We start from the raw sequence: 12463 nt of genomic DNA, 5'->3' as shown, positions 1-12463 counted from the left end.
TTTGTGACAAAATAAATGCGTGCAAATTACTTTTTTAGGTACTGGAACTTCACAAGGCATTCCCGTTATTGGAAGCCAGCACCCCGTATGTTTAAGCGAGAACCCTAAAGACAAGCGTTTACGCGTTTCAGTGATGATAGAATGGGAAGATTATCGCTATGTGATAGATTGCGGCCCAGATTTTAGACAGCAAATGCTTACCCATCACGTTTCTCATATTGATGGTATTCTTTTTACACACGAACATAATGATCATATTATTGGGTTAGATGATGTACGGCCTTTTTACTTCCGTCAAGGAAAAATAGATATTTTTGCCCATTCTAGAGTGGTGCAAGCGCTAAAGAAAAGGTTTGATTACGTTTTTCAAGAAAAAAATAAATATCCCGGTGCCCCGGAAGTAAATGTAATTGAGCTTACTGGGGAAGCTTTTCAGTTAAAAAATGAGGAGGTAATCCCTGTAAACGTGTTGCACAATCAATTACAGGTTTTTGGGTTTAGACTGAATGATTTTGCTTACGTAACCGATGCAAAAACGATTAAACACGAAGAGAAAGAAAAGCTTAAAGGGTTAAACGTATTAGTGATTAATGCCTTGCGAAGAAAGCCACACCATTCTCATCTTAATTTGGAGGAAGCATTGGCTATGATTGAAGAGCTAAAGCCAGAAAAAGCGTATTTAACCCATATTAGTCATCTATTAGGTTTTCATGATGAAGTGGAAGCAGAGTTGCCAGAAAATGTATTTTTGGCGTATGATAATTTAAAAATTGAAATGTAATGAGCGGTAAAATTTTTATGTACTTGTTTGTATTTGCCTTATTGTATATTGTTTTTCAATTCAGTAATTCTAAAAAGGGTTTAGAGATGCAAGAAGAAAAAATAGGTAAGCTTTCTGAAGATAAAGAAGAACTTAAGCGAGAAAAAGATTCTTTAATAAATCTAGTAGATGCAACTGGTAGATTTTCGTTGCTGGATAGTGATAAAGCAAAAATGTATATTGAAGATAGAGGCTTTGAAGTAAACGAATTCAACGGTTTACTTCAGGCGCAAATTTTAGATAAAAATAGCATCGATAAAGACAATCCTTTAGTTCCTTATCAAGGAATGCAAGGAAATATGGCCATTAATGCGATAAAATTATTGAACCACAAATGGGGAATTGCGGAATTTACCGATGGAAAATACTGGGGAGAGCTCATGTTCAAATACTTTATCAATGAAGATAAATCTATTGATATTGAAGTAGCTGATTCCTTTATCTATGCCAACTAATGTTGGGCTAACCAGTCTTTAAATTCTTTAAAATTCTGAGGATTCACGCCGTGACCTACTGGAAATTCAGAATATTTATTTTCGATTCCTAATTCATCTAAGAATGGCTTGTTCTTTCTAGCCCATTCTACGGGAATTACTTGATCTACATTTCCGTGAGAAGCATAAATACTTAAGTTAGAAAAGTCATTCTTCTCATATCCTGCCTTGTAAATGGAAGCGTGAATATATCCGCTTAAAGCGATGACATTCTGTACTTTTTGAGGATAGGAAAGTGCAACCGCATAACTTAAAATGGCACCTTGACTAAAGCCTAGTAGAGTTACATTTTGCGCATCTGCATGGTAGTGTTCTACAATCTCATCTATAAATGTTGCAATCAAATCTCGAGATGCAATGGCTTGTTCATCGTTAGTAAATTTATCCCCATCCGCATCAAAATTAATGTCATACCAAGCATTTCCGTAAGGCATCATTTGATATGGCGCTTTCGCGGAAACGATTAAATAGTCATCAGATAATTCTGGTGCAAAAGAAAACAAGTCGTTTTCATCACTTCCGTAGCCGTGAAGCATAAGAATTAAGGGTGCTTTTCCTTCTAATTTAGAAGGTTTTAAAACGTGTTCTAAAGATAAATTTTTTGTAATCATGGAGCTATTTTATTAAACCAATTTTGAAAGTGTTCGCCCAATATAGGAACTAAATATCTCTTTCCTTGCACCACACCCAAAAAAGCATAAAACCATAAAACAAAGAAGAAAATCCATAAAGGAAAAGAGATTAAAAAGCTGTCAAAACCGCTCATCGTTGTAAAAACAAGGATTTGAAGCAAATGTATACCTATGGCTTGCCTAATATGAAAAGAAGCAAATTTGTTTTTGGGTTCTATATTCATAAAAATGGCGATAATGCAACCCACAAAAGTAAGGTAACTTATAATGGCGGTAGTTTTGCCACTTTCTACTTCAGAAGAATTAAGAGTCTGATTCATGAATAACAAGATTTTTTTGTGCATAAATTCCCAGCGCTTTTCCAGTTAAGGAATGATCTAAAAACATGGCGTTTTTTGAAGAGGAAAGTATATGTTGTGGCGCAAATATATAATTGCCTTTTGGATTAAAAAAGCTAAAATTGGCGACTTCTCCTTCTTTTATAAGAGAAGAAGGAATATGAAAACGTTTTTTTCCGCGAGTAAGTAAATCAATCGCTTTTTCTAAACCTAGCAAAGCATTAAGCGCTCCAAAAGCCGATTCTAACCCAATCGTGCCAAAGAGGGCGTTTTCAAATTCTACTTTTTTATGCTCAATATCCATCGGCATATGATCTGTAGTCACCAGATCTATTGTGCCGTCGTTCACACCTTTTACTAAGGCTTCTTGATCTTCTTTAGACCTTAGCGGCGGCATCACTTTAAAATGACTATTAAACGTGTCTAGCTTATCGTTGTTAAAAACAAGTTGATGTATAGCAACACTACAGCTTACATCCAAACCTTTTTTCTTGGCTTCACGAATAAGCTCTACGGCTTTTTTGGTAGAAATGGTAGGAATATGTAATTTCCCGCCTGTATATTCCAAAATGTGGAGATCTCTGCTAATTTGCAATTCTTCGGCAAAAGAAGGAATTCCTTTTAAGCCAAGAATGGTGCTTTGCTTATTTTCGTGTACGTAACCTTTATGCGCAATGGATTCATCTAAAGGAAAAGATTGTACGAGTCGGTCAAAATTTTGTACATATTGTAAAGCTATTTTCAACAAGTTGGGATTAGAAACTGGCTTTTTATAATCGTAAAAAGAAACCGCTCCTGCGGTATGCATATCATACACTTCGGCTAAATCTTTACCTTCACTATGTTTGGTTAACGCAGCGATGGGATATACGCGCACTGCTTGCTTTTCATTTTCTTTTTGTAAAAAATTAAGGGCAGAAGCATGATCTGCAATCGGGTTGATGTTGGAGTTTAAACCTATTTGTGTAAATCCGCTTTTCGCAGCAGTTAATAAACCGTTTTCTAAAGTTTCTCTTTCTTCGTAACCAGGTTCTCCAAAAGAAACACTGCTATCAAACCAACCTTCAGAAAGATGTAAATTCTCTATTTCTAAGGTTTCATCTGCAACTTCGTCAATCTTAGATTTAATGGAAGAAATCACTCCATCTTTTACGAGTATATCTACTTTTTGCTGATGAAATTCGCTGGAAGACTGAATCACTTTGACCGACTTAATAAGTAGTTTCATAGGCTTTATTCTCTTATGGAAGTTTATTGCTGTACAGATTTCCCTCCAAAATTAACAATCATATCCCAATTTCAATTTCAAATATTTTTTGAAAGTTCTTTATTTAAGAAACTTGAGCAACAACATTTCTATCGCTAAAAATAGAATTGCAAAAATAACAAACCATTTCCAAAGTTCATCTACTTCACTCTGGTTTCTTAAATTAGAAAAATAGTGAGTAATGCTATTTTTAATTTCTACGTTTTGAAACTTTTCAGTAGGATATAGCTCTAAGTCGCTTTCCTTTCGGTTGTAATTAAAACCTAAACTGGTGATGAGTTCGTTTTGTTTTTTTACTTCAAAATTGCCTGCTAAAATAGGAAGATCTGGAGCTGTGGTAATTCTTACTTGTTCGTTTAATTTTCGTTGCAACGGAATAAAATCTGCTTCTCCTTGCGTTAAATGCAAGACCTTATCTTGATTTAAAGGCGTAGGAATATCAATCGCATTTACTTCTCCAATTTCATAATACAATTGAGGAATAGAAACACTTTGCCTAGCCATATTATATAAGACAGGAACAATAAGTGGAGAACTTTTAAAATTGGTTATCTTTTGATTTAAAGCCGACTTAAATAGATACAGATGGTTTTTTTCGGTTAAAAAGCCTGCGTTATCGCTGGTGAGTAGGGCAGGAGAACCATAATCGTCGATTTCGTAACTTTCATAAATTGTTGGGTAATCAAAATTGGAAATTGCTTTACGGAAAACATTGTGGAACAAAGGATGCGAAAACCGAATCTGAGTAAGTTTTAACTCCTGATTCTTTTTTTGGATGATTTTAGCGCGATTAAGCGTTCCTAAAAAGCTATTGTAATTGGAAATATCTATGTTACTTCCGGGAATTATCAGTACGTTTTTCTCTTGCTTCAGTTTTTGTTGAAGCAAGGTTTGTAAACTTGTAGGAATTTGTGAAAGCTCATTAAGTACAATAAAGTCGGCGTTTTCTAAGACGGAATAATCGGCTTCATTTTCTTTAAAGCTATAAAACTCAAAAGTTTCTTTGTTGTTAAAAATTTTCTCAAGAAAGCGATCCTCTTCCGCAGAAATGGCAGCTACTTTTATCTTTTGTTGGGAGTTTATGCTAAAAAATAAGCGATTATCATAATCTAAAGATTGATCTTCTAAGGCTATTTTTCCGTAAAAAATTTCTTTTTCGTTTAAGTTAAAAACCACTTTTCTTACCAAACTATCTGCAAAGCTAATGCTGCTTTTTGCCAGTAGTTGCTCTTGACCGTATATGGCGATAGGAAAAATATCTTCGGATTTTTTATTGGAAGAAACCCGAATATGCATTTGATAGTCTTGATTGATTTTATTGGCGATATACGCCGAATCAATACTTACATTTTGTTGCTCTTTCGCTTGAAGCGGAATCAAAACAGTATGAATTTCTTTCTCAAAAATGTCATCAGAATCAATAGCATTGGCTTGAAAATCGGTTAGTGCTAGAAAACTTTTACGTCTATTTTTTTCCGAAGAAAAAAGATTTTGAGCTTTTAGATACGAAGATTTTAAGCTAGGACGTTTTGCGGTAAAATCAATCTCTAACAGTTGGTTTTTAATTTTATCAAGGCTTGTATTTCGATAGACTTTATCGTTGGTGAAAAGTGTAAATTCTTTTTGAGCGGGAATAGAAGTGATGAAACTTTGCACCGCATCATTTAATAGCGTACCGTTAGCTCCTTCTTGCTGCATACTAAAGGAGTTATCTAGATAAACCACCAAATCTTCCTTTTTAATAGTGCTGTCTTCCGCAGGAAAATAAGGCTGGGCAAAGGCAATAATAATAGCGGCAAATGCCAATAATCTAGAAAGTAAAACCAACCATTTTTTAATCTTAGAGCTTTTTCTAGACTGCTGTTGTATTTTTTTAAGAAAAGCGACATTGGTGAAGTATTCTTTCTTAAACCTTCGCAGTTGAAAAAGGTGTACAAGAATAGGAATAATCAATAGAGCTAAAGCATATAAAACGGCAGGGTTTTTAAATAGCATCTTAGATTAATTACTTTTTTATGGTAAATGAAACTTTTGTAAACTCTCCTAGTTTTGACTTTACTTTAATTTCTCCGCCTAACTTATCTACCAATTTTTTTACGGTAGAAAGGCCAATCCCATTTCCTTTATTACCATCGCGATCTTGTATGCCGGCGGTAGAAAATAGATTAAAAATGTCCTTTTGTTTCTCTTTTGGAATACCTACTCCATTATCCCGCACAGAGAATACATAATGCTCGTCTTTTTCTTTACATTTAATTTTAATGACAATATTTTCTTTATCGTTATATTTTAAACTGTTCCCAATAAGGTTCAATAAAATTTGCTCTAAAGCTGTCCGGTTGCAGTAAAGATCTAGATTTTTGGTTGGTAGCTGAATCTCGCAATCGTGTTGAATATTAAACAAATCGATTATTTCTTCTAACAGCTTTTTAAAATCAAATGTGTCTTTTGCGTTTTGTAGCGTATTGACTTCACTTTCATATAAATTTAAAATACCTGTAATGTATTCGCTTAATCTAAAACTAGATTGCTTTAAGTAATTTAGGTAGTGCACTCCTTCCTCATCTAAAACCGTAAGGTACTTTTTCTTAATAAGATCTACCGTTAAAATCATATTGGCCAAGGGCATTTTTATATCGTGCGAAACGGTTCCTGCAAAATCTTTGAGTAAGGTATTTTTCTCTTTTAAAGATTTTTCTGCTTTCTTCAACAGTTCAAAACTACGTCTTAGCTCGAGTAATTTCACCACTTGATTGGATAAAGATTTTAAAGAAGCTTTTTGACTTTCGTCCATAGTTCCAGGAATGTGATCTATAACGCAAAGTGTTCCTAGAGTAATTCCTTTACTATCGGTTAGCTTAAAACCGCAATAGTAAATCACAGGTAAATCTGATGTAGTTACAAGAGGATTGTTTTTAAAGCGTTCATCTTCTAGTGCGTTTTTAACCTCTAGGATTTCATCTTCGGCCTCGATGGCATGCGTACAAAAAGAAATATTTCTGTCGGTTTCACATACATCAAAACCTATTTTAGATTTAAACCATTGCCTATTTTTATCGATAAACGAAATAAGAGCAATAGGCTTGTCAGAAATTTTAGCCGCTAACTGCGCAATTTCATCATACTCTGCTTCGTTTGGCGTATCCAAAATGCGGTATTCTTCTAAAGCTTGTAATCGTTTTAATTCTTGGGGAGAAGTTTTTTGAGTACTCATAAACACGCACACCTTTTGGGGGTAGTTAATTTTAAGTAAAGATAAAAAAGTAAGTATAGATTTACAGCTATATTTAGAATTTTTCAAAAACCCCTAAACCAAAAAGAGCAAAATCATATTTTACAGGATCTTTGGGGTCCAATTTTCTTAGTTTTGTATCTAATTCTGCTAAGGCTTTAGCGTCATTTTGCTTTCTTTTTAAGATTCCCAATTTTCTAGCGACATTCCCGCTATGCACATCTAAGGGACAAGATAAAGCAGCTGGAGAAATACCTTTCCAGAGTCCAAAATCTACTTCATTTTTTGATGAACGTACCATCCATCTTAAAAACATATTGATACGTTTTGCTGCGGATTTTTTTACAGGATCGCTTACATGTTTTTCGGTTCTTTTTGCGTGCTCTAATGCAAAGAATATTTTTTTAAATTCATGAATTGCCTCTTGTGTAGAAGTAGGCGAGCTAAATTTGGTAAAAATACCTTCAAGACCTTGGTGATTTTTATAGATATTTTGAAGTGCTTTTATAAAATAGAATAAATCATCTGCATTAAATGTACGATGAACAAATCCCGTAAGTGAGTCCAAATCTTTTTCTTGATGGTTTTTGATAAAGTCATAAGGCGAATGGTCCATCTTTTCCATAAGCCGATGTGCATTTTTAAGAATGCTTTTTCTATTTCCCCAAGCGATGGTAGCGGTAAGAAAACCAGCAATTTCTATATCTTCTTTTTGCGAAAATAAATGCGGAATCTGAATAGGATCGGTGGATATAAATTGTGGTTTTTCATATTCCGTAACCTTATGGTCTAAAAACTCTTTTAATTCTTTTTTATTCATTCCACTGGTAATTTTTTGCTGTAAAAACCTTCTTTTAAATCTTTTCCTCGTTGCTGCGGAATATAACGGAAATTATCTTTAAAATAGTGAATTTGATCTTTGTTTACGGTAGGAAGAGGACCATCGCCAGTATTCCAGAAGAAATCATTTTTCTTGGGAGAATGGTAGTCTAAATTATCTAAGAATAAGTGTTCATAGTCAAACGAATAACGGGAGTTTTTATGCGGAAATACAATTTGCTTCAACTGAAAGCTAGAACTTTGCGTCGCAAAAGGATTGTTGGTGAATGAATTCAGAGAAAAGCTAAAAAAGGTATGAATCATAACTCCGATTAGAGAAAGAACCATTAAACTGGAAATTAGCTTTTTATGTTGTAAAAAATAGAGACTTATTAATGAAATGAACAAAAAAATAATACTTAAAAAAAACCGATATTGGGGAGAAGTGAGTCCTAAAATAATAAGCTGAAATATACCAATTATATAAAGGAACCAACTACTTTTTTTGAGCTCAATCTTAGCTATTTTTGTTATAAAAAGTGGAGTTACGGCACTCAATACTATAACAAATTTATTGAAGAAACCGTGTAGTTTAGGTAAGCTTAGCCAATGCCAAAACAATTGCCAAGCATTTAATTCTGCATACTGATTTGGCGATAACTTGTATGCAAATGCTTGGGTAGTGTGGTAGTAAAACTTCTGTAATTCTGCAGGAAGTACATAATCAAAACTAAATAGAGAACCAAATAATGAAATAGGGTATAAGGGAACTCCGGTTACCATAATATTTTTTAAACAAATTATTACCAAAGTGGAAACTCCAGAGATTAAAAATAATGGAATTACAGGTTGGTGTCTTTTAAAATTTTGAACAAAAAAGAATAATGGAAGAAGTAGTAAAAACGCATTGGTAAGTTTTATAAATATCAAAAAGTAAATGAGTAGGCAAATACTAATTAATAACTTGGGGCTAATCTGTTCAAAATGGGTAAAAACGAGATAAAAAACATACCAACTGATGACATATACTGGAATATCTGGAGAAGGAGCAGCTATAAAACTAAAGTAGAAAACATTGAGCAAAGGAAACGCGGCAAAGAACAAAAGACTTTTTTGGCGTGGATTTTTAAAATAATCGTTTAAAAGCTTTACGGAATAAAGGTTTCCCCATAGCAGACAATAGCCGCTAAGATCATTGAAATTAGCGTAGAGAAAGTCGAAATTAAAAGCGGCTTGCAAAATATGCCAACCACTGGTTTGACCTAAAAACAAATGTAAATTGGCTAAGCCTTTTACGAATCCATGTTCATTAAGCCATTTAATGGTTTGAATATAATAAGACTCATTGTCTAAGATATAAGGAGCCGAAGCGCATTTGGCAAGAATAAGAACTGAAATAATTCCGATAAATACTTTAAAGCCAATTTTCAGATGCTTAAAAAGCTTCCAAAGATCCTGAATGAGTTTTAAAAACTCTTTTTTATAAATAAATCCTGAAACGAAAACGAAACTTAATAAGACAAGATGAAAAATTCCGTTTAACGGAAAAAATAAAGCATAAATACTGGCTAAAAGAGCAATCCCAAACCATCCTAAACACTGAATAACTAAGGCTTGAAAAGGAAGTTTTAATTTTTGCTGAATAAAAAGGCCTACTAGCGCAGAAGCTAGAAAAATATAGAGCCAAGAAACAGCGATAAAAAACATTATTTGGGCGGAGTTATACTACCATCTACCATGACCAGTTTCCTATCGGCCATATTAGCTAAATCTTGATTGTGAGTAACGATCACAAAAGTTTGACCAAATTCTTCTCGCAATTTAAAGAATAAATGATGTAGGTTTTCCGCAGATTCAGAATCTAAATTCCCTGAAGGTTCATCGGCAAGAATAATTTCAGGATTATTAATTAAAGCTCTAGCAACCGCCACACGTTGTTGCTCACCACCACTTAATTGTCCTGGTTTATGATCCTTGCGATCTTTAAGACCTAGGAAATCTAAAAGCTCTAAGGCTCTCTTTTCGGCTTGTTCTTTTGGGGTTTTATGAATAAAAGCCGGAATGCAAATATTTTCTAAGGCCGTAAATTCAGGTAGCAATTGATGAAACTGAAAAATAAACCCAATATGCTGATTTCTAAATTTAGCCAAGTCTTTTTTAGAGAGTTTATTTACCTCAGTTTGATGCAGTTTTAGCAGAGAATCGTGCTTTTTACTAGGAGAATCTAAGGTGCCTAAAATTTGTAAAAGAGTTGTTTTTCCAGCTCCCGAAGCACCAACTATAGAAACGATTTCTCCTTTTTTTATCACAAGATTGACATCATTAAGTACGTGAAGATCTTCATAATATTTGTGTAAATTTCTAACTTGAATCATCGGTATTCTATTTGCGCAAGATTTTCTAGGCTAAAATAGGTTTTTCTTTTGAAACCATAAGGATGCGTGGTATAAATCATAAATCAGCGTTAATTTAATGCCAGCGGTTTTAATGCTAAAAAACTTCTTTTAATTTTAAAGAAAAAATAGAAATGAAACAAGTCACTTTAGCCAATGGATGTTTTTGGTGTACCGAAGCTGTTTTTCAACGGGTAAGAGGAATTTCCGAAATAAAATCTGGTTTTTCTGGCGGAAAAATAAAAAATCCTCCGTATCGAGAAGTGGTAGAAGGAAGAACGGGACACGCCGAAGCTTTACAGTTTACCTACAATCCAGAGCAGGTTTCTTACGAAGAAATTCTTCATATATTTTTTGCAACACATGATCCTACCACTTTAAATAGACAAGGAAATGACGTGGGAACCCAATACAGGAGTGCTATTTTCTTTGAAGATGAGCAGCAGAAAGAAATTGCCCATAAAGTAATAGAAGAATTGAATAGGGAGATATTTGAAAATAAGATTGTCACTGAGGTTACTGCGTATACCAATTTTTACGAGGCAGAATTTCAGCATCAAAACTTTTATAATAACAATCCACGTCAACCCTATTGTCAAATAATTATCAACCCTAAACTCAAGAAATTAAGAGAATCATTTGCTTATTTATTGAACGAATAAAGCATTTCGGCACTTTTTTTGTTATATAATAAGAAAAGAACAAATGAATTTACATATAAAATACCAACAATTAATTAAAGGTTTACTTTATGATGGCGTGGGAATGCTCTCTATGGCAATTCCTGTGGTAGGACCTTTTTTAGATATTTTATGGGCACCTTACGCTGCCAAAAAAATGTCTGAAATGTATCCTGGAAAAAAGGGTAAAATCGCTTCGATTCTTGTATTTATAGAGGAAATTTTACCATTTACAGATATTATTCCTTCCTTTACAATTATGTGGGTGTATGCTTACGTTTTCAACGGAATTAGCGCAGAAGATTTGCACGATACTGTAATCGATGCTGAGGTAATTTAAACCTATATTTTTGATATATAATGAAAGCTTTTCCGTCAAAAACGGAAAGGCTTTTTTATATAATAAGATCAAATTGCCCAAGAAAATTACTGTTAGCGAGACTCCTGATTCAGTTAAGAAATAATCTAATTCTTCAGTGAGAGATTCTGCATTTAAATACAAAGTTCAGGCTTTGTTTTGCTTATTTTCATTACTTTTAAAAGAAAAAATGAAGAAAATACAATCTCTTTTTATTCCTGCTTTACTGATTTGTTTTGTTGCATGCGGACAAATACAAAAAGCGGAGAATGAAAAAAAAGTACAAACTCCAAGCACCACATACACCTACGAAGTTATAGTAGATGATCTTCAAAATCCTTGGGGTTTTGTCTTTCTTCCAGATAAATCTATGCTAATTACCGAAAAGAAAGGCGATTTGTTGCTGGTAAAAAATAATAAAAAAACACGTATTAAAAATGTTCCTCAGGTGTATGAAAAAGGACAAGGCGGTCTCTTAGACATTGCTTTGCATCCTAATTATAGTGATAACGGATGGATTTATATTACTTACGCTTCCGCGGAAGGGAATACGGAAGGCGGTAATACAGCTATGATGAGAGCCAAATTAGAAAACGCGAGTTTAGTACAAAAAGAACTCTTGTACAAAGCCACACCCAACACAACTAGAGGACAACATTTTGGAAGCAGAATTGTATTTGATAAAGAAAATCACGTTTATTTTTCTATAGGAGAACGAGGCAATCGAGATGAAAATCCCCAAGATCTTACTCGTGACGGAGGGAAAATTTACCGTTTAAACGATGACGGAAGTATTCCCAAAAGCAATCCTTTTTACACTTCCGCGGAAGCGAAAAAAGCTATTTTTAGCTACGGACATAGAAATCCGCAAGGAATGGAAGTGCATCCACAAACCAAAGAAATTTGGCTGCACGAACACGGTCCAAAAGGCGGCGATGAAATAAATATTGTAAAAAAGGGAGCAAATTATGGTTGGCCAATCGTCACTTATGGTAAAAATTACAGCGGTACGAGCATCACAGATAAAACGAGCGCGCCAGGAATGACGCAACCCATACATTATTGGGTACCCAGTATCGCACCCAGCGGAATGGCTTTTGTAACTTCAAATAAATATCCAAAATTAAAAGGCGGACTTTTAGTGGGTTCTTTAAAGTTTCAATACCTAGAATTTTTAGCTTTAGAAGGCGAGAAAGTGACCAAAAGAATAAAATTATTGGAAGATGTAGGAAGAGTAAGAAGTATTCATCAAGCAGATGACGGCTTTATTTATATAGGTGTAGAAAACTTAGGAATTGTAAAATTAATTTCTAAAAAGAGATAATAAGTATGGTTTTTGCACCCATAAATTTCATCTAGACTTTTTTAAAGCTTAGGAAAGTTGATAATAAACTGAATGTGTTACGTAAGAAAAGTCTTACTGAGATAGA

At 34.0% G+C, this 12463-nt stretch carries 13 protein-coding genes; 5 read left to right on the top strand and 8 right to left on the bottom strand.

The genetic code is table 11. From position 1 onward, the window contains the following. Positions 1-19 precede the first annotated feature (19 nt). Both RLT85_RS00380 and RLT85_RS00375 read left to right on the top strand, forming a co-directional pair. On the top strand, positions 20-781 hold the full coding sequence (locus RLT85_RS00380; protein WP_311400062.1) for an MBL fold metallo-hydrolase: 762 nt from the start codon (positions 20-22) through the stop codon (positions 779-781). Continuing rightward, the gene (locus RLT85_RS00375) at positions 781-1275 is read left to right on the top strand and encodes a hydrolase (RefSeq protein ID WP_311400061.1); all 495 of its coding nucleotides are present in this window, start codon (positions 781-783) and stop codon (positions 1273-1275) included. Before RLT85_RS00380 ends, RLT85_RS00375 begins: the two co-directional genes overlap by 1 nt. On the opposite strand, the gene RLT85_RS00370 is transcribed toward RLT85_RS00375, so the two are convergent. The 8 genes from RLT85_RS00370 to RLT85_RS00335 form a co-directional block, all read right to left on the bottom strand. Further along, on the bottom strand, positions 1272-1925 hold the full coding sequence (locus RLT85_RS00370; protein ID WP_311400060.1) for an alpha/beta hydrolase: 654 nt from the start codon (positions 1923-1925) through the stop codon (positions 1272-1274). The genes RLT85_RS00375 and RLT85_RS00370 overlap by 4 nt on opposite strands. Continuing rightward, a complete protein-coding gene (locus RLT85_RS00365; RefSeq protein ID WP_311400059.1) occupies positions 1922-2266 on the bottom strand; it encodes a DUF4870 domain-containing protein in 345 nt (114 codons plus the stop codon). The genes RLT85_RS00370 and RLT85_RS00365 overlap by 4 nt, the downstream gene beginning before the upstream one ends. Continuing rightward, complete coding sequence (locus RLT85_RS00360) at positions 2250-3512, bottom strand: dihydroorotase (RefSeq protein ID WP_311400058.1); 1263 nt, start codon at positions 3510-3512, stop codon at positions 2250-2252. Before RLT85_RS00360 ends, RLT85_RS00365 begins: the two co-directional genes overlap by 17 nt. Positions 3513-3611: 99 nt before the next feature. After that, the gene (locus tag RLT85_RS00355; RefSeq protein ID WP_311400057.1) at positions 3612-5546 is read right to left on the bottom strand and encodes a BatA domain-containing protein; all 1935 of its coding nucleotides are present in this window, start codon (positions 5544-5546) and stop codon (positions 3612-3614) included. A 10-nt stretch (positions 5547-5556) separates the two neighbouring features. Then, the gene (locus RLT85_RS00350) at positions 5557-6765 is read right to left on the bottom strand and encodes a sensor histidine kinase (protein WP_311400056.1); all 1209 of its coding nucleotides are present in this window, start codon (positions 6763-6765) and stop codon (positions 5557-5559) included. A gap of 73 nt (positions 6766-6838) precedes the next feature. Next, positions 6839-7603 carry a TIGR02757 family protein gene (locus tag RLT85_RS00345; RefSeq protein WP_311400055.1) on the bottom strand — a complete coding sequence of 255 codons (765 nt, stop codon included), beginning with the start codon at positions 7601-7603 and terminating at the stop codon, positions 6839-6841. Next, complete coding sequence (locus tag RLT85_RS00340) at positions 7600-9309, bottom strand: LIC_10190 family membrane protein (RefSeq protein ID WP_311400054.1); 1710 nt, start codon at positions 9307-9309, stop codon at positions 7600-7602. Before RLT85_RS00340 ends, RLT85_RS00345 begins: the two co-directional genes overlap by 4 nt. Continuing rightward, positions 9309-9977 (bottom strand): ABC transporter ATP-binding protein, encoded by a 669-nt coding sequence (locus RLT85_RS00335; RefSeq protein ID WP_311400053.1) that lies wholly within the window; start codon positions 9975-9977, stop codon positions 9309-9311. The genes RLT85_RS00340 and RLT85_RS00335 overlap by 1 nt, the downstream gene beginning before the upstream one ends. 152 nt (positions 9978-10129) lie before the next feature. On the opposite strand from RLT85_RS00335, the gene msrA reads away from it, so the two are divergent. The 3 genes from msrA (at position 10130) to RLT85_RS00320 (ending at position 12357) form a co-directional block, all read left to right on the top strand. Further along, positions 10130-10657, top strand: coding sequence for a peptide-methionine (S)-S-oxide reductase MsrA (msrA, locus tag RLT85_RS00330; RefSeq protein ID WP_311400052.1), 528 nt, complete (start codon positions 10130-10132; stop codon positions 10655-10657). Between the two features lie 43 nt (positions 10658-10700). Continuing rightward, positions 10701-11015 (top strand): hypothetical protein, encoded by a 315-nt coding sequence (locus RLT85_RS00325; RefSeq protein ID WP_311400051.1) that lies wholly within the window; start codon positions 10701-10703, stop codon positions 11013-11015. Between the two features lie 208 nt (positions 11016-11223). Continuing rightward, positions 11224-12357, top strand: a complete 1134-nt coding sequence (locus RLT85_RS00320; RefSeq protein WP_311400050.1) for a PQQ-dependent sugar dehydrogenase — start codon at positions 11224-11226, stop codon at positions 12355-12357. Positions 12358-12463: the final 106 nt, after the last annotated feature.

The sequence above is a fragment of the Mesonia ostreae genome, assembly GCF_031845265.1.
Taxonomy (GTDB): Bacteria; Bacteroidota; Bacteroidia; order Flavobacteriales; family Flavobacteriaceae; genus Mesonia; species Mesonia ostreae.
Note: the sequence above shows the minus strand (reverse complement) of the source record. Positions and strands in the feature narration are given on the sequence as shown.

Bases quoted from the DNA above. Each gene is read 5' to 3' on its own strand.
- RLT85_RS00375 (WP_311400061.1), top strand. From the start codon at position 781: ATGAGCGGTAAAATTTTTATGTACTTGTTTGTATTTGCCTTATTGTAT.
- RLT85_RS00370 (WP_311400060.1), bottom strand. From the start codon at position 1,925: ATGATTACAAAAAATTTATCTTTAGAACACGTTTTAAAACCTTCTAAA.
- RLT85_RS00365 (WP_311400059.1), bottom strand. From the start codon at position 2,266: ATGAATCAGACTCTTAATTCTTCTGAAGTAGAAAGTGGCAAAACTACC.
- RLT85_RS00360 (WP_311400058.1), bottom strand. From the start codon at position 3,512: ATGAAACTACTTATTAAGTCGGTCAAAGTGATTCAGTCTTCCAGCGAA.
- RLT85_RS00355 (WP_311400057.1), bottom strand. From the start codon at position 5,546: ATGCTATTTAAAAACCCTGCCGTTTTATATGCTTTAGCTCTATTGATT.
- RLT85_RS00350 (WP_311400056.1), bottom strand. From the start codon at position 6,765: ATGAGTACTCAAAAAACTTCTCCCCAAGAATTAAAACGATTACAAGCT.
- RLT85_RS00345 (WP_311400055.1), bottom strand. From the start codon at position 7,603: ATGAATAAAAAAGAATTAAAAGAGTTTTTAGACCATAAGGTTACGGAA.
- RLT85_RS00340 (WP_311400054.1), bottom strand. From the start codon at position 9,309: ATGTTTTTTATCGCTGTTTCTTGGCTCTATATTTTTCTAGCTTCTGCG.
- RLT85_RS00335 (WP_311400053.1), bottom strand. From the start codon at position 9,977: ATGATTCAAGTTAGAAATTTACACAAATATTATGAAGATCTTCACGTA.
- msrA (WP_311400052.1), top strand. From the start codon at position 10,130: ATGAAACAAGTCACTTTAGCCAATGGATGTTTTTGGTGTACCGAAGCT.
- RLT85_RS00325 (WP_311400051.1), top strand. From the start codon at position 10,701: ATGAATTTACATATAAAATACCAACAATTAATTAAAGGTTTACTTTAT.
- RLT85_RS00320 (WP_311400050.1), top strand. From the start codon at position 11,224: ATGAAGAAAATACAATCTCTTTTTATTCCTGCTTTACTGATTTGTTTT.